The 23,610-nt window shown below is 50.2% G+C and carries 23 protein-coding genes and 1 pseudogene; 17 read left to right on the forward strand and 7 right to left on the reverse strand.

Annotated features, from left to right (window positions below; genetic code table 11):
- The first annotated feature begins 60 nt into the window (after nucleotides 1-60).
- The 5 genes from hslV to AC0L4K_RS18105 all read left to right on the forward strand — a co-directional run bounded on the left by hslV (nucleotide 61) and on the right by AC0L4K_RS18105 (nucleotide 3,886).
- Nucleotides 61-594, forward strand: a complete 534-nt coding sequence (gene hslV / locus AC0L4K_RS18085) for an ATP-dependent protease subunit HslV (RefSeq protein WP_417226490.1) — start codon at nucleotides 61-63, stop codon at nucleotides 592-594.
- Between the two features lie 16 nt (nucleotides 595-610).
- Entirely contained in the window at nucleotides 611-1,942 is a 1,332-nt protein-coding gene (gene hslU / locus AC0L4K_RS18090) for an ATP-dependent protease ATPase subunit HslU (RefSeq protein WP_417226488.1), read from the forward strand.
- 48 nt (nucleotides 1,943-1,990) lie between these two features.
- Nucleotides 1,991-2,368, forward strand: coding sequence for a gamma-butyrobetaine hydroxylase family protein (locus AC0L4K_RS18095; RefSeq protein ID WP_473267450.1), 378 nt, complete (start codon nucleotides 1,991-1,993; stop codon nucleotides 2,366-2,368).
- A gap of 126 nt (nucleotides 2,369-2,494) precedes the next feature.
- Nucleotides 2,495-3,256 carry a bifunctional demethylmenaquinone methyltransferase/2-methoxy-6-polyprenyl-1,4-benzoquinol methylase UbiE gene (gene ubiE, locus AC0L4K_RS18100; RefSeq protein ID WP_417226485.1) on the forward strand — a complete coding sequence of 254 codons (762 nt, stop codon included), beginning with the start codon at nucleotides 2,495-2,497 and terminating at the stop codon, nucleotides 3,254-3,256.
- A 6-nt stretch (nucleotides 3,257-3,262) separates the two neighbouring features.
- On the forward strand, nucleotides 3,263-3,886 hold the full coding sequence (locus AC0L4K_RS18105; RefSeq protein WP_417226483.1) for a ubiquinone biosynthesis accessory factor UbiJ: 624 nt from the start codon (nucleotides 3,263-3,265) through the stop codon (nucleotides 3,884-3,886).
- Nucleotides 3,887-3,908: 22 nt separating this feature from the next.
- Here AC0L4K_RS18105 and AC0L4K_RS18110 read toward each other — a convergent pair whose 3' ends face one another.
- The 3 genes from AC0L4K_RS18110 to AC0L4K_RS18120 form a co-directional block, all read right to left on the reverse strand.
- Nucleotides 3,909-4,322 (reverse strand): CopD family protein, encoded by a 414-nt coding sequence (locus tag AC0L4K_RS18110; protein ID WP_417226481.1) that lies wholly within the window; start codon nucleotides 4,320-4,322, stop codon nucleotides 3,909-3,911.
- Nucleotides 4,323-4,400: 78 nt separating this feature from the next.
- On the reverse strand, nucleotides 4,401-5,063 hold the full coding sequence (locus tag AC0L4K_RS18115) for a fumarylacetoacetate hydrolase family protein (RefSeq protein ID WP_473267451.1): 663 nt from the start codon (nucleotides 5,061-5,063) through the stop codon (nucleotides 4,401-4,403).
- Between the two features lie 91 nt (nucleotides 5,064-5,154).
- A complete protein-coding gene (locus AC0L4K_RS18120; RefSeq protein WP_417226477.1) occupies nucleotides 5,155-6,351 on the reverse strand; it encodes an MFS transporter in 1,197 nt (398 codons plus the stop codon).
- A gap of 137 nt (nucleotides 6,352-6,488) precedes the next feature.
- On the opposite strand from AC0L4K_RS18120, the gene AC0L4K_RS18125 reads away from it, so the two are divergent.
- From AC0L4K_RS18125 to serA, 3 genes are all read left to right on the forward strand, one after another.
- Nucleotides 6,489-7,373, forward strand: coding sequence for a LysR family transcriptional regulator (locus tag AC0L4K_RS18125; protein ID WP_417226475.1), 885 nt, complete (start codon nucleotides 6,489-6,491; stop codon nucleotides 7,371-7,373).
- Between the two features lie 52 nt (nucleotides 7,374-7,425).
- Nucleotides 7,426-7,707: a pyrimidine/purine nucleoside phosphorylase gene (gene ppnP / locus AC0L4K_RS18130; protein WP_417226473.1), complete on the forward strand. Its 282-nt coding sequence runs from the start codon at nucleotides 7,426-7,428 to the stop codon at nucleotides 7,705-7,707.
- A gap of 221 nt (nucleotides 7,708-7,928) precedes the next feature.
- Nucleotides 7,929-9,161 carry a phosphoglycerate dehydrogenase gene (gene serA, locus AC0L4K_RS18135; RefSeq protein WP_417226471.1) on the forward strand — a complete coding sequence of 411 codons (1,233 nt, stop codon included), beginning with the start codon at nucleotides 7,929-7,931 and terminating at the stop codon, nucleotides 9,159-9,161.
- Nucleotides 9,162-9,212: 51 nt separating this feature from the next.
- Here the strand turns inward: serA and AC0L4K_RS18140 are convergent, their stop codons facing one another.
- Nucleotides 9,213-10,172, reverse strand: a complete 960-nt coding sequence (locus AC0L4K_RS18140; protein ID WP_473267452.1) for an alpha/beta hydrolase — start codon at nucleotides 10,170-10,172, stop codon at nucleotides 9,213-9,215.
- Nucleotides 10,173-10,311: 139 nt separating this feature from the next.
- Here AC0L4K_RS18140 and AC0L4K_RS18145 point away from each other — a divergent pair, with 139 nt between their 5' ends.
- From AC0L4K_RS18145 to AC0L4K_RS18160, 4 genes and pseudogenes are all read left to right on the forward strand, one after another.
- Nucleotides 10,312-13,497 carry a mechanosensitive ion channel domain-containing protein gene (locus AC0L4K_RS18145; protein WP_473267453.1) on the forward strand — a complete coding sequence of 1,062 codons (3,186 nt, stop codon included), beginning with the start codon at nucleotides 10,312-10,314 and terminating at the stop codon, nucleotides 13,495-13,497.
- Nucleotides 13,498-13,540: 43 nt separating this feature from the next.
- The gene (locus tag AC0L4K_RS18150; protein ID WP_417226465.1) at nucleotides 13,541-13,954 is read left to right on the forward strand and encodes an acyl-CoA thioesterase; all 414 of its coding nucleotides are present in this window, start codon (nucleotides 13,541-13,543) and stop codon (nucleotides 13,952-13,954) included.
- Between the two features lie 17 nt (nucleotides 13,955-13,971).
- Nucleotides 13,972-14,322: a DUF4870 family protein gene (locus AC0L4K_RS18155; RefSeq protein ID WP_417226463.1), complete on the forward strand. Its 351-nt coding sequence runs from the start codon at nucleotides 13,972-13,974 to the stop codon at nucleotides 14,320-14,322.
- 297 nt (nucleotides 14,323-14,619) lie between these two features.
- Nucleotides 14,620-16,796: pseudogene (locus AC0L4K_RS18160) on the forward strand (malate synthase G).
- Nucleotides 16,797-16,859: 63 nt separating this feature from the next.
- On the opposite strand, the gene AC0L4K_RS18165 reads toward AC0L4K_RS18160, so the two are convergent.
- Entirely contained in the window at nucleotides 16,860-17,468 is a 609-nt protein-coding gene (locus AC0L4K_RS18165; RefSeq protein ID WP_473267454.1) for a DJ-1/PfpI family protein, read from the reverse strand.
- Between the two features lie 133 nt (nucleotides 17,469-17,601).
- Here AC0L4K_RS18165 and AC0L4K_RS18170 point away from each other — a divergent pair, with 133 nt between their 5' ends.
- From AC0L4K_RS18170 to AC0L4K_RS18190, 5 genes are all read left to right on the forward strand, one after another.
- The gene (locus AC0L4K_RS18170) at nucleotides 17,602-18,936 is read left to right on the forward strand and encodes an aminotransferase-like domain-containing protein (protein ID WP_473267455.1); all 1,335 of its coding nucleotides are present in this window, start codon (nucleotides 17,602-17,604) and stop codon (nucleotides 18,934-18,936) included.
- 70 nt (nucleotides 18,937-19,006) lie between these two features.
- Entirely contained in the window at nucleotides 19,007-19,885 is an 879-nt protein-coding gene (locus AC0L4K_RS18175) for an NAD-dependent protein deacetylase (RefSeq protein WP_473267456.1), read from the forward strand.
- 107 nt (nucleotides 19,886-19,992) lie between these two features.
- Nucleotides 19,993-21,375, forward strand: coding sequence for an ATP-dependent RNA helicase DbpA (gene dbpA, locus AC0L4K_RS18180; protein ID WP_473267457.1), 1,383 nt, complete (start codon nucleotides 19,993-19,995; stop codon nucleotides 21,373-21,375).
- A 33-nt stretch (nucleotides 21,376-21,408) separates the two neighbouring features.
- Nucleotides 21,409-21,687, forward strand: coding sequence for a peptidylprolyl isomerase (locus tag AC0L4K_RS18185; protein WP_473267458.1), 279 nt, complete (start codon nucleotides 21,409-21,411; stop codon nucleotides 21,685-21,687).
- Between the two features lie 42 nt (nucleotides 21,688-21,729).
- Complete coding sequence (locus tag AC0L4K_RS18190; protein WP_126157184.1) at nucleotides 21,730-21,921, forward strand: hypothetical protein; 192 nt, start codon at nucleotides 21,730-21,732, stop codon at nucleotides 21,919-21,921.
- 243 nt (nucleotides 21,922-22,164) lie between these two features.
- On the opposite strand, the gene AC0L4K_RS18195 is transcribed toward AC0L4K_RS18190, so the two are convergent.
- Nucleotides 22,165-22,611, reverse strand: a complete 447-nt coding sequence (locus AC0L4K_RS18195) for a GNAT family N-acetyltransferase (protein ID WP_473267459.1) — start codon at nucleotides 22,609-22,611, stop codon at nucleotides 22,165-22,167.
- 125 nt (nucleotides 22,612-22,736) lie between these two features.
- Nucleotides 22,737-23,453, reverse strand: a complete 717-nt coding sequence (locus tag AC0L4K_RS18200; protein WP_417226445.1) for an NYN domain-containing protein — start codon at nucleotides 23,451-23,453, stop codon at nucleotides 22,737-22,739.
- Nucleotides 23,454-23,610 lie beyond the last annotated feature (157 nt).

The following is a 23,610-nucleotide window of genomic DNA, read 5'->3' on the forward strand; positions in this document are numbered from 1 at the left end:
CAGCGCTCCCATATCTATACTCATTGCAAATTGAGTACACCTATTCGGGAAAACGCACCCATGACCACAATTGTTTCTGTACGTCGCGACGACCAGGTCGTTGTTGGCGGTGACGGCCAGGTATCCCTCGGCAACACCGTAATGAAAGGCACCGCCCGCAAAGTTCGCCGCCTGGCAAAGCACGATGTGATTACCGGTTTTGCCGGCAGTACCGCCGATGCCATAACACTACTCGATCTGTTTGAGCAGCAACTGGAAAAACATCAGGGCAATATTTTCAATGCAGTGGTCAGCCTGGCGAGGGAATGGCGCGGCGATCGGGTATTGCGCAAGCTTGAAGCACTGATGCTTGTGGCTAACAAAGACAAAACCTACCTAATTTCCGGCAGTGGCGATATTATTGAACCCGAAGATGGGGTTATCGCGATCGGTTCCGGTGGCAACTATGCCCTCTCCGCAGCCCGTGCCCTCGTCGCTAATACCGACCTCAACGCCAGAGATATTGTCGAAAAAAGCCTCCAGATCGCTTCCGAAATCTGTGTATTCACCAACGCCAATCTAACGATTGAGCAGCTGCAATCCACCGCAGCCTGAGCCTGAGAGAACTACGATGTCCAATATGACACCCCGTGAAATTGTTTCCGAGCTAGACCGCCACATTGTGGGTCAATCTGACGCTAAACGCTCTGTCGCTATCGCCCTACGTAACCGCTGGCGTCGCATGCAGCTAGAGCCCGAGCTGCGTGCCGAAGTCTCACCCAAAAATATTCTGATGATCGGCCCTACCGGCGTGGGTAAAACCGAAATTGCGCGACGTCTGGCGAAGCTGGCCAATGCGCCTTTTATTAAGGTTGAAGCGACCAAGTTTACTGAAGTTGGCTATGTTGGCCGTGATGTTGAAACCATCATCCGTGATCTGATCGATATGGCGATCAAAATGCTGCGCGAGCAGGAGATGGACAAGGTTAAATTCCGTGCCGAAGACTCCGCCGAAGAGCGCATTCTCGATGCTCTGCTGCCACCCGCTCGCCCGACCGGTTTTGACGAACAACCCGAGCAGAAACCCGATAGCGCCACCCGCCAATTGCTGCGTAAACAGCTACGGGAAGGCAAGCTTGATGACAAAGAGATCGATATCGATCTAAGCCAAGCGCCGGTTGGCGTCGAAATCATGGCCCCTCCTGGCATGGAAGAGATGACTAGCCAACTGCAAAGCATGTTCTCTAACATGGGGAACAACAAAACCAAGAGCAAGCGAATTAAGGTTAAAGATGCGCTGAAACAGGTTATCGATGAAGAAGCCGCCAAAATGGTTAACGATGACGACCTAAAACAGATGGCAATCGACGCCGTTGAGCAGAACGGTATCGTCTTCCTCGATGAGATTGATAAAGTCTGTAAACGGGAAGGCACCGGTGCCGATGTGTCTCGCGAAGGTGTACAACGGGATCTACTACCTCTCATCGAAGGCAGTAACGTCACCACCAAATATGGCACCATCAAAACCGACCATATTCTGTTTATTGCGTCTGGCGCCTTCCATCTGTCTAAACCTTCCGACCTTATCCCCGAGCTACAGGGACGACTACCTATTCGGGTCGAGCTGCAAGCGCTCACGCCGGATGATTTCCGTCGCATCCTGACCGAGCCTAATGCATCGCTCACAGAGCAATATCGCGCGCTGTTGGCCACCGAAGGGGTCACGGTTGAATATACTCAAGATGGTATCGATCGGATCGCTGAACTGGCGTATCAGGTGAATGAGAAAACCGAAAATATCGGTGCCCGCCGTCTGCACACCATGATGGAACGCCTACTTGAGGAGATCTCTTTCACCGCGTCCGATAACGCTGGCAGCACCATTAACGTCAACCGTGAGTTTGTTGATCAGTATCTCGCCGAACTGAGCCAGGACGAAGATCTAAGTCACTATATTCTGTAATCCACCCCAAGGTGACGGAGCCCTGCGCTCCGTCACCGGAGTCTGCTCATGAGCGCACCACTGCCTAAAGACATCAAGTTACACGCAAAATCAAAAACCCTTGAATTGATCTACAGTGATAAGGAACAGTTTGAGCTGAGTGCTGAGTATCTGCGCGTTCACTCGCCATCAGCCGAAGTGCGTGGTCACGGGATCGGTAACGGCACCTTGCAAACCGGTAAACAACTGGTCGGCATCAAAGGCGTGGAAGCCGTCGGCAACTATGCGCTCAAAATCATCTTTGATGATGGCCATGATAGCGGCCTGTACACCTGGGAATACCTGTACGACCTGTGCCAACATTATGATACCTATTGGGATCGCTACCTGGCTAATCTCGCTGAAGCAGGCCAAACCCGACATGGCAATATGATCGCGAAGGGCTAACCTCCATACCGGGGCATTCATACGCTTTATCTTAAGCCAGATCAGTTGATGCGGTAAGAGTGAAGACAATTGCCGGTTGCAAAGGTAGAATGCGACAACGCGAATTATGCAGATTACAGGTTTCCCATGACTGACCAGAAAGAATCTCAGGACAAAACCCACTTTGGCTTCGAACAAGTAAAAGTGGACGAAAAACAGGACAAGGTTGCTGACGTTTTTCACTCTGTCGCCAGCAAGTACGACATCATGAACGATCTGATGTCCGGCGGGATTCACCGCATCTGGAAACGCTTAACAATCGAGCAAAGCGGCGTGCGGCGCGGTCATAAAGTATTAGATATTGCTGGCGGCACCGGCGACCTGACCATGCGTTTCTCCCGTTTAGTCGGCGCAGAAGGCAAGGTCGTCCTCGCCGATATCAACGATTCCATGCTAAAAGTGGGCCGTGATCGACTGATGGACCGCGGCATTACCGGAAACGTTGAGTTTGTCCAAGCCAACGCCGAAGCACTGCCGTTCCCCGACAACACCTTTGACTGCATTACCATTGCGTTTGGTCTGCGCAATGTGACCTTCAAAGAAAAAGCCTTGGCATCGATGGCGCGGGTACTTAAGCCCGGCGGTAAGGTTATGGTGTTGGAGTTTTCCAAAACCGATAACCCATTGCTAACCAAAGCCTATGATATTTATTCATTCAATCTGCTGCCTAAAATCGGCAAACTGATTGCTGGCGATGAAGAAAGCTATCGCTACCTCGCCGAATCGATCCGCATGCACCCCGACCAAGAAACCCTTAAGGGAATGATGGAAGAAGCCGGACTGACCCAGTGTAAATACCAGAATATGACCGGCGGTATCGTCGCCTTGCATACCGGCATTAAGCCGTAATTCGTGATGAGTATCGGAACCCTCAATGCAACCATACTGACACTGGCGGAAGAGGCGCTTAATCGCCTCTTGTTACTCAACCCAGAGAGCGTCGCTCAGCTTGGCCAACTGGATGGCAAGGTGATTGCTATCCAGCTCACAGCGCCCACCATCTCGCTTTCCTTGCAGCCAAGCCATAACGGCATCCAACTGGATATGATCGAGCGGGCCGATGCCGATGTAACCCTCAGTGGCAGCCCAAGCGACTTCCTACGCCTGCTCAGTGCCACAGATAATAGCGCAGCGATGTTCGGCAAAACGATTCAGGTGAGCGGCGATAATGCCCTCGCCACCCGTTTCAGCCAGATATTGATTGATACCGCATTAGATTGGGAAGGCCTTCTGGCACAGATTCTGGGTGATCTACCGGCCCACGAACTGGCCCGCTATCTCAAGTGGAAAGCGACATTTTACCTGCACACTGGCAATAGTCTGATGCGTAATGTCGAAGAGTATGTCAAAGAGGAGTTGCGCCTCTTACCGAGCCGCCCAGAAATCAATCGGTTTGCCTCACAGACAGACAGCCTACGGCAAGAAACCGATCGAGCTGCCGCGCGAATCGAACGGCTACGCCAAAAGATTGAAGGCTAACGGGCAGCACCCGTCGCCCATCTCAGAATGGTTTAACCACCACAAACACTAGAATCGGTATAAAGATCAGCAGCGGCAACTCATTGAAAAACCGAAAATAACGCCCGGTATTATCCAAAGTACCGGCCTGCGCCTTCTTCAGGTAAGCAAAACACCAGAAGTGATAGCCAATCAGTAAGCCAACAAACAACAACTTAGCATGCAACCAGCCACCGGCAATACCATAGCCCAGCCAAAGCCACAAGCCCAAGCCTAGGGTAAACAACGCCATAATCGACATAAAGCCAAATAGCTTGGCGGCCATAACCTCCAACCGCGCAACATCCTGCCCCGCTTCCCGCCCCTCGACATAATGAACAAAAATCCGCGGCAGATAGAAGATACCCGCCATCCAACTGGTCATTGCAAGAATATGAAACACCTTGACCCATAGCATCAGTACGATTCCTTTTATCTTAGAGCGTATTAAAAGGCATAGATAAGGGCTTATTCAGCCCTATCATGAAGCCGTTATTCAGATCGCCTGTGTTGCAACACGCAGCTTATCACCCAACTCAACCAACAACTTATCCCCAGGGTTCACTGCACCAACACCGGCTGGAGTACCCGTCAGCACTACATCGCCCGGTAACAGGGTGAAATAGTGGCTCATATACGCGATCAGTGGATAAACCTTGTTCAGCATAAGGCTGCTATTACCGTCCTGGCGAACTTGACCATTCACCGTCAAGCGGATCTGCTGATCTTGCAGGTCACCGGCCACCGATGGCTCTAAAAACGCCGATAGCGGACATGAACCATCGAAGCCTTTGGCCTTTTCCCAAGGGTATCCCTGCTCTTTCAGTTTACCCTGTACTTCCCGCAGTGTCAGATCAAGACCAACACCAACACCCGCAATGGCGGCCTCAATCTCATCATGGGTCGCATTCTTCAGTGGCTGGCCGATCAAAATCGCCATTTCAGTTTCAAAATGCACCGATCCAAAGTCCACGGGTACAGTAAAAGACTCGGCCATCGGCACAACGGCCGTTGAGGGCTTGATAAACAACATCGGGGTTGTTGGGATCGGATTATTCAACTCGGCCGCATGATCGGCATAGTTGCGCCCAACACATACCACTTTGCCTACTGGCAGATCGGCGGCAACGCCATCTATATACTGATGTTTATACTGCATGATCAATGCTCCATCCCCTTTAGGAAGTCTGACAATAAATTCGGCATCGCCGGCAAAAGGTATTCTATCAACGCACGGAGAATCCCGTGATTCAATGGGCTTTGATCATACCTCTGGCACACAGCGAGCTCAATGCTAAGGTTAACGACAAGGTTAGCAACAAGACGATAATCGACCCTAGCACCACGCCCTCCCAGCCTAGCCACTGCCAGAAAGGATCAAGATAGAAGCCCCCACTACTCGCCCCCAGATAATAGAACACCAGATACAACGATGAGGCACTGGCTCGGGCATGGGTAGCCTGATGACTAACCCAGCTGCTAGCACTGGAATGAGCAAAGAAGAAGCCGAAACTGTTGATAAAAAAGCCCAGTACAATCAACGGTAGACTATCGCTCAAAGTTAACAGGCTACCGCTCATTAAAATAACAATACCTGCTTTAATGCAGTTCAGCTGCCCCACCCGCTGGGCAATGCGGCCTGATAGGGTCGAGCCGACCGTACCGGTCAAATAGGTTAAAAATAACAACCCAAGCCAGATAGGGCTCAGATGGTAAGGCGCATCCGATAACACAAAAGTAATATAACTATATTGATTTATAAAGATAAAAAAGTTCAGCCCGCCAATCAGATACACCAGTAGCAGTAACGGATTCAACAGATGACCTTTCAAACGTGACAGCATTGTCGGCAGATGCAAAGGCTGAGCTGTAAACTGTTTCGACGTCGGTAGTAGCCACCAAAACAGTATAAAGCAGACCACACTAACAACCCCCATCATCAAAAACAGATCGGCCCAACCGAGCCACTCGCCGACAAAACCACCGATTAAGCGACCAGAAATCCCACCTATAGAGTTACCGCTGATATACAAACCCACCGCTAACAGCAGCGCTTTGCGGGAATACTCATCTCCCATATAGGCAATCGCGATCGCCGGCAGGCCACCGAGGAACAGCCCTTGCACACCCCTTAAAATCACCAACGAGGCAAAGCTATCGGCTTGGGATAATAACAGTGTACAGAGGCATACCCCGGCCATACTCAGCAGCATTAATGAACGTCGCCCTAGCGCATCCGACAAGGGGCCGTAAAACAGTAGTGACAAACCCAACATCAGCGTGGTGATGGTAAAGGACCAACTGACTTCCAGCGTCGTCAAGCCAAACTCCCGCTGCAGCTCCGGCAATATCGGCTGGGTGACATAGACATTTGCAAAAATCATGAATGAGCCAATGCACAGGGCAATCGTGGCCCGCCAGAACTGTTTACTACCCGATTCGATCATGTCAGTGCTCGCAAAAAAGAGAGTGTCAGCTTAGCAGTCGTTCTAAAATCACAGAAATATATAAAAATGATAATATCTATAAATTTTTGTGATGTATTATTAACAACCGCCACATCGTTACGGTCTTTAGGTGAAGTATGGATATTCGTGCGCTACGTTGCTTTCAAATGGTTGCCCGGGAGGCTAATTTCACTCGTGCCGCCGAAAAGCTACATCTCGCCCAGCCCGCAGTTAGCATGTCGATCAAACGGCTCGAAGAACAACTTAGCCTAAAACTGTTTCATCGTACCGAGCGGCGTATCACCCTGACAGACGAAGGTGAACGGTTACGCCTGCATGCCGATAAAATACTCCAGGCAGTCGCAGATGCTGAACTCGAAATGCAGGAACTTACCGGGCTATCCAAGGGCCAAGTCCGGGTCGGTATTCCCAGCATGCTCGGCTCTTATTATCTGCCGGAGTTTCTCATGGGCTTTCGTCACAGCTATCCCGATATTCAGCTCTCCGTGGTGGAGGGCGGCACCACCCATATTCGGAAACAGATCGAACAGGGGGAGCTGGATATCGGCATTGTGGTCGATGACGGCAAAGCCGATGAACTCGAAAAGATCCACCTCTTACAAGAAGAGATACTGGTGTGCGTCAGCCCAGACCACCCGCTGGCGCAACAGAAAAGTGTCAGCTACACAGCCTTTCTTGAGGAAGAGCTGGTGCTCTTTAAAGAGGGATTTTTTCATCGACAGGTCACCGAGCAACTGGCAAAGCGGTATCATATGACGCCAAAAATCTCCTTTGAGACCAACCTTATACCGCTGATTCAATCTGTCGTCCGTCATGGCTTTGGCATCTCGGCCCTGCTGCGCCCCGCCATCGATGATGCCCGCGACCTGATCGGTCTGCCCTTTGAAACACCGCTGCGCTTCGATCTCAGTATCGCTTGGCGCAAACAAAGCTACCTATCCCGTGCTAACCAAGCCTTTGTTGATTACCTACTGAAACATTCAAGTCGCTCAAATAGATGACAATATCGCCAAAGATATCTACTATAGCGCTCCCATTTATAGGAGTAATAACATGCTAACCGTGAACGAATACTTTGATGGTGCGGTAAAATCTATCGGCTTTGAAAATGCGGAAGGCAAAGTAACTTCCGGGGTGATGGCTGCGGGCGATTATGAATTTGGCACCTCTGAAAACGAACTGATGAAAGTGATCAGTGGCGAACTCGTGGTCAAACTACCCGGCAGCGATGCGTGGCAATCCTTTCCAAGCGGCAGCGAATTTCGCGTAGCAGCCAATCAGACATTCCAGCTGCAGGTCGCGCAACCGACCGCATATCTGTGTATTTATAGCTGATAGCACGCTTTAATCGGAGGCAAAACATGAATCCGAATCACTCTTTATTTCACTAAGTGATTTTGATTCATGTTTGGTTGAATAAAAATTCACCATCGCGCCGTCCCCAGCCTCACCCTTTTGCGCTAACACTGTGTTAACATAGCGCCCTTTCTTTTATCGGCTAATCCGGGGATACCTGCCACACACAGGGTTATCCCACTTAAAAAGAGATCCATACCATGAGCCCAAAAACCTCTCTGGAAAAAAGCAAGATCAAGATTCTGCTGCTGGAGGGCGTGCACCAGTCAGCACTGGATACCCTGAATGCGCACGGCTACACCAATATCGAATATCTGACCGGCTCCCTGCCTGAAGAAGAACTGCTAGAGCGAGTGAAAGATGTTCACTTTATCGGTATCCGTTCTCGCACCCAACTGACTGACAAAGTATTTGATGCGGCTAAAAAGCTAGTCGCGGTCGGCTGTTTCTGTATCGGCACCAATCAGGTTAACCTAACAGCGGCCACCATGCGCGGTGTAGCGGTATTCAACGCCCCGTTCTCAAATACCCGTTCAGTCGCGGAACTGGTCATCGCTGAAGCGATCCTGCTACTGCGCGGCGTTGCTGAGAAGAACGCTAAAGCACATCGGGGTGAATGGCAGAAATCAGCGAAGAACTCTTACGAGATTCGCGGTAAAAAGCTGGGTATCATTGGTTATGGCAGCATTGGCTCTCAATTGAGTGTAATCGCTGAAGCCATGGGAATGCATGTTTATTTCTACGACATCATCACCAAACTACCACTGGGTAACGCAACTCAGTTGGGGACGATGAAAGAGCTGTTAGCAACCTGTGATATCGTCACTCTACACGTGCCAGAAACCCCATCAACCAAAGACATGATGGGCGCAGCACAGTTCGCAGAGATGAAACAAGATTCAATCTTCATCAATGCGGCGCGCGGTACCGTTGTGGTGATCGATGAACTTTGTAAAGCACTGGCTGATAAACGCCTATTAGGTGCCGCTATCGATGTATTCCCCGTTGAGCCTCGCTCAAATGATGATGAGTTCATCTCTCCTCTGCGCGAATTCGACAATGTTATCCTGACCCCTCACGTGGGTGGATCAACCTTGGAAGCTCAGGAAAATATCGGTTATGAAGTCTCCGAAAAGTTGATCAAATACAGCGATAACGGTTCTTCAATCACCTCTGTTAACTTCCCTGAAGTGGCGTTGCCAGAATATCCTGATGTTCACCGTCTGCTACATGTTCATGAAAATATTCCCGGCGTCATGAGCGCTATTAACAACGTATTTTCTGAAAACGATATCAACATTAGCGGTCAGTACCTACAAACCAACGAAAAAGTGGGTTATGTGGTCATCGATGTAAATGCTGAAACGTCTAAGGTTGCGCTGAGCAAACTAAAACAAGTTAAAGGCACTATCCGCTGCCGTCGCCTTTTCTAATGACATAACGGGTATTCGGATTGATCAAAAGGCAGCCTTAAGCTGCCTTTTTTAATGCGCCTCTGATGGGCTAATCTTCTGCTTAATCAGATCAAACACCTGCAAACGAATATTGGCATCCTCATTGACGAGATGGTGCCTCGCTTTCTGCAATAGCTTAATTTCCAATCCAGGATAAAGTCGCCCGATCACCCCTAAGTTATGCCGCCATTCAACGGTGTCATCATCCACCCCCTGAATACACAACGGTTGCGTAGGCAAACTACCGGACTGCTCTACCTCATTAATCCAGCGCAACATCGCGCCGATCCAGCGCACCGGAATCCGTCGATGCTGTAGCGGGTCTTCATAACGCACAAAATGCAAAAAGGCTTCATCCGCCGAGCTAACCCCATAGGTACGCGGCACCGAACGCAAAACAAACCGTAACCAGCGATATTTACTCACGATCTGCAACCAACCACAGGGACGCACCAACGGTGCTAAAAAAACCTGATGCTTCACTGGCCAGTCACGATGGCCGAATTTTAGTTGTTGCTCCATCAAGATCGCCGCGCCAGTGCTTTGACCTAACAACGCCCAAGGCCCGACTAAGCGCTCCTTGCGACTATCGAGCAACTCGGTTAATTGTCGAGCATAGGTGGTAAAACTATCGATCGATAGAGGCGGCCCTTGCGACAAACCATGCCCCGGTAAATCATAGATCAACACATCCCAACCGATCTCCAGCAGATAGGAGATAAGATGGCGATATAAGCCACTGTGATCAAAATAACCATGCACCACCACCGCCGTCCCTTGGCTTACATCACGACAACAATAATGCTGCACAAACAACGTACACCCCAGCACCGTTTGCCGCGACGCAAATAACTTATGACCAGCATGAATGATCGAGTTTAATTGATAGCCATTGAGATACTCTTCTAGCAACTCACTGCTATTAGCGCCATCTTCATGGTTATACACAGGCAGTCTGCTACGTAAGCATTTAGCATCTAACATCTGCATAATAGATTTCCTTCTGAACCATCGGCCCAGCGCATTTAACATGCGTTACTGCCTATAATTTAGGTCATATTTACAACTTATTCCTTGTGCTAAGGCAATTGCTGTATATAGTAAACTTCATCACCTGAAGGTAAGACCCATGCGACTGTTAATTGTTTTTCTTATCCTTTTCAGCCTTAAAGGGTTCGCCGAAACACCGGACCTTAATGCCGATTTAGATCGTCTTCAGAGCCAATTACAGCAGTTCGATAATGATCCGGACAATCCGCTCAAAGAAACCTATCAGCTCACACTGCAACACTTACAAGACGTTATCTCGCTGAGCCAGCAGGCGCAAAACCTGCGCGCCGAGATAGAAGCGCAACCGCAACAACGAGAACGGGCCCGTCAGCAAACAGCGGCAGCCGACTCACTGCTGTCAAATGCCCCCTTACCTAAAGACGAGCTACAGTCATTACTAGTCAAGGTAAAAGCCCGCCTGATTGACCTGGAAAAAAACCAAGATGAGCTGCGGCAGACGATTCGTGACAACGATAAATTACTGCTGAATCAACGCACCAAACGAGCCTCGCTGGAACAACAACTCAACGGCCCCAGTAAATTGATCGCTACACCGTCCACCGACCTACAGAAGGCTCGCGCCAAAGCCAGCGAATATCAACAAATGGCATTGGAACTCGCACTGGAAGTCAGCGAACTGGAAATCCTTGCCCTACCGGGCCGGGCAGAATTAGCCAGCCTCAATCTCACCAATCTACAAACTCAGATTCAACACTACAATACGTGGATTAACAGCGCAGAGGAACGTCTACAGCAGGAAAACCGTGCCGATGCAGAAAAGACCCTGAGCCAGGTAGAAACCGCCGACACCGACAGCAACCCGATCCTACAGCAGGCGCTAACCCGCAACAGTGAAACCGCCAACCTGATCCGCCAAGGCTTTGTCGAAGCCGAACAAACCAACCAGCAACGCAAGCAGCTAGAACAGCAACTACAGGTCATTCGGCAAACCTATCAAGCCATTCAGGCACAGTTAGAACTCGGCTTTGGTTATACCGGCTCAGAAATTCGTAGACATATCCAAAAGCTACCGAAAACGCTGACATTAGACGGCACAAAAGACCGCCTCAAAGCGTTACGCTTGAGCCAACTTAGCCTCAGCCAACCCATCCTTCAACCGGCCGGCATTGTCGAACTATCACCGGCACAACAGAGCAAACTCAACCAACTCAATCAAAGCTATGTCGAGCTGATTTCTGAACAACGCTCACTGCAACAAAAGCTCATTAGTGAACTGTCACAACTGCTGTTGATGCAGGATCAATTTAACGCTCAGATTATTGATAGTCGGGCACTGTTTAACAAACATCTACTGTGGTTACCTAGCGCTGAACCGATATCGTTCCAATGGCCAGGGGTGATCATTAAAGGTTTTATCGCACTGTTCGATGAACTGCCCCAATTACTGCAGCCCTACCTTGCGCAGTTGAGTAGCAAAATAGAACTGCCACTAGGATTATTCATCCTCTCGCTACCGTTCTCGGTGCTCTGTCGACGCTACCTCACACAGCGCCAGCCCCAGTGGTGCAAACAGATCGGTAATGTCACCCTCGACCATATTCGCCACACCCTTCGCCCACTGCTGTATCAACCAGTGGTTACACTGCCGATCCCGTTATTCATCTATGCTCTCGGTAGGCAGTTTGGTAGCGATGCCCCCTCGATCAGTAACCTATTGTATATTATTGCCTTTATCAGTTGGCTCTACCTAACTGTGATGCGCTGGATGCAGCGCTCCTACGGGTTGATACAGGGGCAGTTTGGCTTACCTGAACAGCTCACCACTACATTGCGCAAACGGCTGCGGATGCTCTTCTGGACCAACACCCCCTTAATTGCGCTGTTATTTATTCTCGACCCCAGCAGCAATGACATGGTGATTGCCGGCCCCACTCGACTCACTCTGTTATGTATTACCCTCACCTTTATCCTATTCTGGCTGAGTCTTTGGCGTGCCATACCCCAACCAAACCTGAATCAGCAACAACCGCGATTCTGGAGTAACACCCGTGCCTGGATCGGCCTGATCATCGGTTTCAATATCGCCATGCTCGGGCTGACCCTATGGGGTTATATGCTCTCCGCCGGCATTTTAACCGGGCTGATGTTCCTGCTGATCTGTATCGCCATCCTCGCCTACCTGATCTTTAGTTTGGGAAGACGCTGGCTATTAATAGAGGAACGTAAACTCTACTTTAATCGGACACTCGCCCGCAGAGCCGAGATTGTTTCCGCCCGGGAAGAACAGAAAGATACTCCGCCGGTAAAAGAAAACTTCATTGATATTCAAACGATCTCTGAACAGGGCCACATGCTCATTAAAACCGTGACCGCCTTGGTGTTTATTAGCCTCGCCTGGCTGGTTCTCGGCTGGACCCTACCAGCCCTCGATGTACTGGATTCGGTGACCCTCTGGTCAACTGGCAGCAGTGATAGTGGCGTGCTCAGTTTTATCACCCTCAAGCAGGTTGTTTTTGCCCTCGCGGCACTCACCATCACCTTTATCGCCGCACGTAACTTACCAGGACTCTTCGAGCTGCTGGTACTGAACTATCTACCCCTAGCGCCCGGCACCGGCTTTGCCATCTCCACCCTGCTGAAATACACCCTGTATATTATCGGCCTTATCAGCTTCCTGAACTTCCTTGGTTTGGAATGGGGCAAACTGCAGTGGTTAATCGCCGCTATGGGCGTCGGTCTTGGTTTTGGTTTGCAGGAGATCGTCGCAAACTTTGTTTCAGGCCTGATTATTCTATTTGAAAAGCCCATCCGTATTGGTGACACCATCACCATCGGTGGTGTCACCGGTAATGTCAGCCGAATTCATATCCGTGCGACCACCATTACCGATTGGGATCGTAAAGAGGTGATTATTCCCAACAAAACCTTTATCACCGACCAGTTGATCAACTGGTCCCTGACCGACCCTATCACCCGTATTATTGTACCGGTGGGGGTAGCCTATGGTTCCGATACCGGATTAGTCACCCAGTTGCTCCTACAGGCCGCGGCGGGCAACAAGAACGTGCTTAGCGAACCGCAACCCTTGGCGTATTTTTTATCTTTCGGCAACAGCACCTTAGATTTCGAGCTGCGAGCCTATATCAGTTCGATGGATAAACGTAATCAGGCCACCCATGACCTACACCGCACCATTGATCTGCTGTTTCGTGAACACGGCATCGAGATCGCTTTTCCCCAGTTGGATCTGCATCTAAGAAGCAACGACAGCGATAAAAACGCCGACCATGATGCGCCAAAATAAGTTAATATCCATCGCTAACCATGACAATTGAGGGAGCTTTGCAATGAGTGACAACCAGAACCGCCGACAACTACATGAATGTCAGATAGCCGTTCGCTGGGGCGATATGGACGCCTACGGTCACGTCAACAACGCACTCTATATGCGCTATTTAGAAGAAGCGCGGGTTCAGTTTCTCGGCGCTATTGGCGCAGCGGTTGATGGCAACGGCACTGATCCGGTGGTCATCAATGTGGGCTGCACCTTTCTCCGACCCATCAGCTATCCGGCTACCGTTAATATTAAAATTTTTGTTGGCGAGATTGGCCGCAGCAGCTTTATGACCTGGTATGAACTCAGTACCACCGATGAGCCTGATTTGATCTGCAGTGAAGGTTATTCCAAAGTCGTCTGGATGGACCATAAGACAGGCCGCTCCGTTCCCCTGCCAGACGCTATCCGTAATAGCATTTCATAACGAGGACCTTTTTCACCATGAACAACGTTACACAACAATCCACAGATAAAGGCAGCAACGCTAAGATTGTCTATATTCTCTATCTGGCCAGTCTCGTCTTCGGCATTACCGGCCTCGTCGGCTTGATCATGGCCTATGTCTATAAAGGCGATGCCCCAGATTGGTTAAAAAGCCATTATCAATGGCAGATCCGCACCTTTTGGATCGCTCTGCTCTATACCGTGATTGGTATCATCACGACCTCGTTCCTGATCGGCTTTCTGATCTTACTGTTGAATGTTGTGTGGTTTATTGTCCGCTGCATCAAAGGCCTGAGTGCGCTGGACAAACAGCAGCCTCTGCCGCAACCCACCAGCTGGCTGTTTTAATAACGGCACTCACAGCCCACTATTAAAGCTGCCGTTGGCAGCTTTTTATTTATTAGCACCCACCGTAGCAGTAACTTTGCGGTGGCCATCCCACGATGTGAAATGAATACCTCGCCTTAGCTTCATACTTTAGCATTGCTATAGGGGACAGGCTTTGCAAAGTGCGATATTGTTGCGACGCACAAGCCGAAATACCAGTTGCGCTGATAGGAGCCACTGGATTGCGGCATACAAAAAATCACCTGTTCCGGTTGCCTCGCACCGGAAGCTGGACGATTACAAATGAGGCAGTACATTATGAGTCAACGGATACAAACAGGCGGCCTGCAGGTTGCTGAAGTTCTCTACAATTTTGTTAACCAGCAGGTTATTCCAGGCACCGGCGTTACCGAACAGCAGTTCTGGTCTGGCCTAGATGCCATCGTCCACGACCTGGCCCCCGAAAACCGTGCCCTGCTGGCAAAACGAGATGCCATTCAAGAACAGATCGACAACTGGCACCGCGAAAACCGCGCCAACGGCTTTGATCTGGCTACCTATAAAGCATTTCTGCAGGAAATCGGCTATCTGCTACCGGAAGGCGAAGACTTCAGCGCCACCACCAGCAATGTTGACCCAGAAATGGCCACCATGGCCGGCCCACAGTTAGTGGTACCCGTCATGAATGCCCGTTTCGCTCTTAATGCGGCGAATGCACGCTGGGAAGCCTATACGATGCCCTCTACGGCACCGATGCTATCGCCGAAGATGATGGCGCAGAGATCACCGCAAGCTACAACCCGGTGCGCGGCGCTAAAGTCATCGAATTTGCCCGTAATGTATTGAATCAAGTGGCTCCGCTAGCCAACGGCTGCCATAAAAACGCGGTCCGTTATAGCATCGACAACGGCAAACTGATCGTCACCCTGACAAACGGTGGCGAAACCGGTCTACAGGATGAATCCCAACTGATCGGCTACAACGGCGAAACCACTGCGCCGGACGCTATTCTGCTAAAACACAACGGCCTGCACCTCGATATCAAAATCGATCGCAATAGCCAAACCGGTGCCACCGATGCAGCTGGCGTGAGCGATATTATCGTCGAAGCCGCTCTTACAGCGATCATGGACTGTGAAGACTCCGTTGCCGCCGTTGACGCGGAAGACAAAGTAGTCGCCTACAAAAACTGGCTGGGACTGATGAAAGGTGACCTCACCGAGGCCGTCACTAAAGGCGGTAAAACCTTCACCCGCCGCATGAACCCCGATCGTCAATATACCGGCGTTGATGGCTCTCAAGTGAGCGTCAAAGGCCGCAGCCTGATGTTTGTGCGTAACGTTGGCCATCTAATGACCAACAATGCAATTCTCGACAAAGACGGTAACGAGATTCCTGAAGGCATCCTCGATGGCATGCTGACCAGCCTGATCTCAATTCACGATGTTAAGGGCACGGGGCAGTTCAGCAACACCACCACTGGCTCCATCTATATCGTCAAACCGAAAATGCATGGCCCCGAAGAAGTTGCCTTTGCCAATACCCTGTTTGGTCGGATAGAAACCGCCCTAGGATTGCCAAACTTCACCATCAAAATGGGCATCATGGATGAGGAACGCCGCACCACGGTTAACTTGAAAGAGTGTATCCGCGCAGCCAAAGACCGGGTGGTCTTTATTAACACCGGCTTCCTCGACCGTACCGGTGACGAGATCCATACCTCAATGGAAGCCGGCCCCATGATCCGCAAAGGTGAAATGAAAGCCGCGGCATGGATCGGCGCGTATGAAGACTGGAACGTCGATAACGGCCTCGCTTGCGGCTTGCAAGGACGCGCACAGATTGGTAAAGGCATGTGGGCTATCCCCGATCAGATGGCCAACATGCTAACCGCTAAGATCGCGCATCCGATGTCCGGCGCCAATACCGCTTGGGTACCATCACCAACGGCTGCTGCACTGCACGCATTGCACTACCATAAGGTTGATGTTTTCGCCCGTCAGGAAGAACTGAAAAGCCGCCCTCGTGCCAGCTTAGATGATATTCTGACTATCCCAGTCGCAACCGACACTAACTGGTCAGCAGAAGAGATTCAGAACGAGTTGGACAACAATGCTCAAGGTATCCTTGGCTATGTGGTGCGCTGGATCGATCAAGGTGTGGGTTGCTCTAAAGTACCGGATATCAACGATGTCGGCCTAATGGAAGACCGTGCAACACTGCGGATCTCCAGCCAGCATATCGCTAACTGGCTACATCACAATATCTGTACCGAAGCGCAGGTCATGGAAACCATGCAGCGCATGGCGGCCGTGGTTGACCGTCAGAATGAAGCTGATCCACTGTACCAGCCGATGGCACCGAACTTCGATGAGAGTGTCGCCTTCCAAGCGGCATTAGAACTCGTCATTCAAGGCCGGATTCAGCCAAATGGTTACACCGAGCCCGTTCTGCACCGTCGCCGCTTAGAAGCGAAGGCCAAGCAGAACGCGTAAGCTCTAGCCCTTCACCGACTAAAAACCGCGCCCCGCGCGGTTTTTTATTGCCAACAATTAAGATTATTCACCCATGATATAAGGGCTGATATTAGCCATTGCTCGGGCAACATAGTCATCTTTTTCTGACACCGGCGCAACATAATGCAATGCCTCTTGCGCCACCTCTATTCCTTCCAACCTAGTCAGCACCCAAGCAGCTAAGTACTGCGAGGCCAAGCAGCCACCGGCAGTGGCGATATTATGCTGTGCAAAAAAGGCCTGCGGTAACACCTCAATCCCCGCCTCTTTAACCCAAGGGGTAGTGGTCAAATCAGTACAGGCGGGTATCCCATTCAATAATCCAAGCGAAGCTAACAGCAACGCTCCAGAGCATTGCGCACCGATTAACTGGCGCGTTGGGTCTAACTCGAGCTGCGACATCAAATCAGCATCGGCCACCACCTCGCGGGTTTTCATGCCACTACCGATTAAGACGACATTCGCCTCGCTGGCTTCACTCAAATCGATATGTCGTTCCAATATGACACCGTTCATCGACTCAACCCTTAATGTCGGGCTGGCGATAGACACTCGCCAACCGGGTCGCTTAACCCGGTTTAAAATTCCCAGTGCGATCAAGGAGTCAAGTTCATTAAAACCATCAAAGGTTAGAATAGCAATATGCATCATGGGATTCCTTCTAGATATGCAGCCGGCATAAAACCCTACTATTTAACCGGTTAAGCCTATAAGATCAGTTGCGTTAACCGATTATATGACCTAAATTCATGACGATAAAATTATTGTCATGGATACAATGTAGATGGTGCAGGCCCGTTACAAGCAACTAGTTGATAACCTCGCGGCAGATATCCACAACGGACTTCTGTCCCCCGGCACTCAGCTACCAACCCATCGCCAACTAGCTCGCCAAGAAAAAATTGCCCTAGTCACCGCCTCAAGGGTTTATACCGAACTCGAGCGTATGGGGCTGGTCAGCGGTGAAACGGGCCGTGGTACTTTTGTCAGAGAAACCGCGCTACCGCCTGGGCACGGTATCGACCAACTCGCTCCACGCGAAGGTATGATCGACCTTAACTTCAACTCACCGGCACTACCCCGGCAAACAGAAATGCTGCGTAAAGCGCTGCGTCAAGTAGCGATCTCCGGCGATATCAATGCCCTATTGCATTATCAACCCCACGCTGGACGTACCCATGAACGAGCGATTATTGCCCACCACCTTGATGCCCGAGGCCTGAATGTCCGTGCCGACAATATTGTTATTGTTAGTGGCGCCCAACAGGGGCTAGCGGCCACCGTTATGTCACGCTTACAGCCCGGCGATGTCATTGCTGTGGATGCCCTCACTTACTCTGGATTTAAAGTACTGGCTGAACTTCATCATCTCGAGTTAGTACCCATTCCTATCAATGATGACGGGCCTAACCTGACAGCCTTAGCCCAACTCTGCCAACAGCGGCGGGTCAAGGCAGTTTACTCAATGCCAACACTACATAATCCGCTCGGCTGGATAATGACGCAGGCACAGCGACAGCAGCTGGTTGCCATAGCCCGGCAACACCAACTATTAATCATCGAAGATGCTGCCTACGCCTTCCTCGCAGACAATCCGCCACCGCCATTACAGACGCTAGCGCCAGAACGCACATTCTATGTTTCGGGGTTATCGAAAAGTGTGGCCACAGGCCTGCGCATCGGTTTTATTGCTGCCCCACTGGCGGATGTACCGTTGCTCGAACGCACCATCAGAGCGATCGCTTGGAATACCCCAGCACTGATCACCGCTATCGCCTGTGGCTGGATCGAAGATGGCACTGTCGCGCAACTCGAAACGGATAAACGCCAAGATGCCGCCATTCGGCAAGCACTGGCCCATAAAGTGTTTAAAGGGTTACATCAGGCCAGCCACCCTAACGGATATTTTATCTGGCTCTATTTGCCAGAAGAGGCCCGCGCCGATCAAGTCGTGATGGCCCTCAGTAATGCCAATATTTCCGTCTCAACGGCCGACCCTTTCTCCACCAGTGAGCATGTACCCCATGCTATTCGCTTAGCACTCGGGTCGGTTTGCCTAGAACGCTTACAGAGCGCCTTAGAAACCGTCAGACAGGTCATCGACGAACATAGCTATTAGTTAACGCGCAAGCACGGCCACTATGGATTACACTATCCCTATGCCATCGATTCCAAAACAAGTTACGCCTATGCCATCTACCCCTATGCCGACACTTAAACACTCGTCTGTAAACGCTGTGGCTATCAGCCAGCCCCTCAGTGATTTTATCCACCAGCATCCACGTCTGTTTATCCTGACCGGTGCCGGTTGCAGTACTCAATCGGGCATTCCCGACTACCGCGATAGCAATGGTCAGTGGAAACGCCAACCGCCGGTGCAGCATCGTGACTTTCTCACCAGCCACGCTACCCGCCAACGTTTCTGGGCTCGCAGCCTGATAGGCTGGCCGTTAATGGCCAATGCCCGGCCCAATAGTGTGCATAACAGCCTGCAGCAACTGGAACAAAAAGGCTATTGTCAGCAACTGGTCACACAGAACGTAGACCGGTTACATCAACTGGCTGGCCAGCAACAGGTCATTGACCTTCACGGCCGTTCTGACCAAGTCATCTGTATGGACTGCCAGCAACTGCATGATCGCAACCAGATACACCAACAGATGGCGGCTGAAAATCCAGCCTTTGCTCACTATACCGCCAGTGCCGCGCCGGATGGCGATGCCGACTTAGAAGGCGTCGACTTTAGCCGTTTTAACGTCACCGGTTGCGTGGTCTGTGGCGGCATGCTCAAACCCAATGTGGTTTTTTTTGGTGATAATGTCCCTAAAGAACGGGTATTTAGCGCCCTCGATAGCTTAGAACAAGCCGATGCGTTACTCGTTATTGGCTCTTCGCTGATGGTGTATTCCGGCTTTCGCTTCTGTAAACAAGCCGCGCAACGAAACATCCCCATTGCCGCCATCACCCACGGAAAAACCCGCGCCGATGAACTCCTTAGCTTAAAACTCGATGGCGATATCAGCGCCTTTCTGACACCCAGCGTGAGCGCGTTAGATCAGCGCCTTTAGCCTCAACTTTACTGCTCATTAAGTGAACAACCCGCTTAACAAAGCAGCGATAGCCGTACGTATCAGGTATACTGGCGGCCAATTGAATCCTGATTCCGAGTACAACTGTGTCTGATACCGCTTTTTCCTCCCTGAACCTACCTCCTACCATGCTTAGCAACCTTGCTGACCTTGGCTATAACGAGATGACCCCCATTCAGGCCCGCAGCCTGCCGCATGTGCTAGACGGCAAAGATCTCATTGCCAAAGCAAAAACCGGTAGTGGTAAAACCGCGGCCTTTGCTATCGGCTTACTGCTAAATATTAATCAGCGGGATTTCGGCACTCAGGCGCTCGTTATCTGCCCTACGCGGGAACTCAGCACCCAGGTGGCGCAGGAGATTCGTCGGCTAGCACGCTTTAAAGACAACCTGAAACTGGTGATTCTCTGTGGTGGCCAATCCGTCGGCCCACAAATTGGTTCACTGGAACATGGCGCGCATATTATCGTTGGCACACCCGGCCGGATTCAGGATCTGATCCGCAAAGGCAAACTCGACCTATCCCGTTGCGGCACCGTGGTGCTCGATGAAGCCGACCGCATGCTCGACATGGGTTTTTATGAGCAGATTGAAGGAGTGATCAACCACACACCTAAGCAGCGTCAAACCCTGCTGTTTTCGGCCACCTATCCCGACGGCATTAAGAAGCTCAGCGCCGACCTGCAGCGTGATCCGGTGGAGGTGACCGTCGAAGCGGTACACAGCACCAGTCAGATCGAACAATCCTTCTATGCCCTCGAGCAAACCAAAAAACCTGAAGCATTGACGCGCATTCTCAGCCATTTCAACCCTGAGTCCACAGTGATCTTCTGTAACACCAAAGATCAGTGCCGTGAAGTGTCCGAACACCTGCGCAATCTGGGCTATTTTGCCGCCGCGCTCCACGGCGATCTCGACCAACGCGACCGTGATCAGGTATTAGTGCAGTTTTCCAACCGCAGTAACACCATTCTGATCGCCACCGACGTGGCCGCCCGTGGACTGGATATCAGTGATCTATCACTGGTGATCAACTACGACCTACCCCGTGATCCTGAGATCTACGTTCACCGTATCGGTCGTACTGGCCGCGCCGGCAAAGAGGGTATGGCCATCAGCCTGTTCCGAGATTCTGAACAGTACAAGATGGATATCATCAGCGAATACCTGTCGCAGACGCTCGAGACTAAATCCCTCAGCAGCCTGAAAAAAACCAGTTCTGAAGAGCCCGTTAAGCCGGTTATGCGAACTCTCTGCATTGCAGGTGGTCGAAAGGATAAGATACGTCCAGGCGATATCCTTGGCGCGCTCACCGGTGAAGCCGGTATTGATGGCAGTGCGGTGGGTAAAATCAACATTTACGATTATGCCGCCTATGTCGCCGTTAAGCGTGAAGAAGCCCGTAAAGCCCACAGCCGCTTACTCGAAGGCAAGATCAAAGGCCGTCGTTTTAAAGTAAGAATGCTATAAAACGTTTTACTGTGTTAACAAAGGTATTTTAATATGGCGGTAGCATCAGCGCGGCATATTCTAGTAAAAACCAAAGTCGAAGCTGACAAGCTGAAGCAACAACTGGAAAAAGGGGAGGATTTTGCCCGCTTGGCAAAAAAACACTCTCTGTGTAACTCGGCCAAACGGGGTGGTGATCTGGGTGAATTTCGGCCTGGCACCATGGTAAAAGCATTCGACAATGTGGTTTTCCGCAAGAAAGTATTGGAAATCCACGGACCGGTGAAAACAAAGTTTGGTTTTCATCTTATACAGACACTCTATCGCAGCTAACCGTTAGCACGATACAGTCGTCAACTTAAGGAGGTAGTTCCTATGAAACCGGCCAAGAAGCAGAAACAACACCCCAAGTTTGTGGAAGCGATGCAGAAACTCTCTGCGATGAACGAAGAAGAGCGCCTCTCCGAGGAAAACAAAGAACTCTTCGATCAAGCCATCGCCTACGCACCACTGGAAGCCCAGCCTGCGTTGGTGGCGATACAACGCAAATATGCGGAAGTGCATTAAGCATCAAGAACGGAGACTTGGCTTGAAAAAACATAAAATCAAAAAATTAAAGAGGGCCCTATGGCTCTCTTTTTTTAGTTCTCTACCTGAGAATACGCATCTTCATCTGAGATACTTAACTACCTACTCTGCTATCTTGAAAACAACAACGTCGTATTTATAAAGTGCTTTGCTTATATGCACCTTCTGTTGACCCACTTCAATCCGATCCAGCACTGATTCATATGAGCATCAATCAACGTACTATTCCACAGCCAAGCTATATGAAAAGAATTCGGTATCCTTAACGAAGCCCATTTTTTCATATAACGATTGCGCTGAATAATTATCCTTCGCAGTTCCTAAATCGACTCGAACGGAACCCGTGCTTTTGGCTAGCTGAATGGAGGAATCAATTAAGCCGTTGGCAACGCCTTTTTGGCGCTGAGAGGGTAATACGAATAAGTCATTCAGCACGATCACTTTTCCAAGGGAAACTGACGAAAATGAGTGATAATTCAAAACAAAACCAACGGGATCGCTCTCTGCACTATAAGCAATAAAGACGGTTGCTTCGTTATTTGATAAACGCTCATGCAAGTACTTGCTATATTTTTCAGGCGCCGAAGGTTGCTGATAAAAAACCATATATTGGTCAAAAAGTGTGACTAAATCATCTAACGCTTCTATTGATATTCTTTTTATATTCATAACGACTCAATAATTGATAATGAATTAACAATATTGCAGCTTAATAGCTAACCCTCACCTCAAGATATAGCCTATAAAGCGACCCGCTCAATTTCTCACTGTTCGACTAACCAACGCTAATAGCCTCAGCCTTTCTTACTCTTACGCACATCCCGCACCAGAAACGAGCGGCCTTGACCGCGCTTAAGTTCAAACAGGTCGACCGCTTTAAACAGGCTGCTTAAATTCTTAAAACCGTAGTTACGGCAATCAAACGAAGTTCTGTTGGAAATATTGGCTCCCACTGGTCCCAGAGGCGCCCAGCCATCCTCATCTTCGTTAGCTTCAATGGCTTGTCGCAACAAGTTAACCAGCTTGGTATCTGATTTAATATTTTTAGGCTTGGTGTTATTGGCGCTTTCCACCGCTTCAGGCTGATCCAGAAAGAGGAATTTTGAACAGGCATTCACAAACGGCGAGGGGGTTTTACGTTCACCAAAGCCTAGCACCATTTTGCCTTCGGCTAGGGCACGGGTCACCATTGGGGTAAAATCACAGTCAGATGAGATAAAACACATTACATCGATATCTTTGGTGTACATCACATCCATAGCATCAATCACCAAGGCGATATCCGAAGCGTTCTTTCCTTTGATTAAATCATATTGCTGTACCGGCTGAATCGCATACTCATGCAGTAGCTCTTCCCAAGACTTTAGGGTCGGCGACTTCCAGTTGCCGTAGGCTTTACGAATAGTGACCACACCATATTTAGCCACTTCACTGAGGACATCCTCAAATTTACTGGCGGGTGCGTTATCCGCATCAATAAACAGGGCTATCTTTTGCTTTATCTCGTTCATCTTCATTCCATCGTTCACTCGATCAATTAAGCGGTTGATCGAAGCCTTTCATATTATCGCCAAGCCGTTTAACTATAGCGAGGCCTGAGCCATGCAACCATGGTTATCCACAGACAGTGGCAATCCACTACGTATGTCTCACTCAACACTCGATTGG

This window comes from Amphritea sp. GJ51-11 (genome assembly GCF_055808735.1).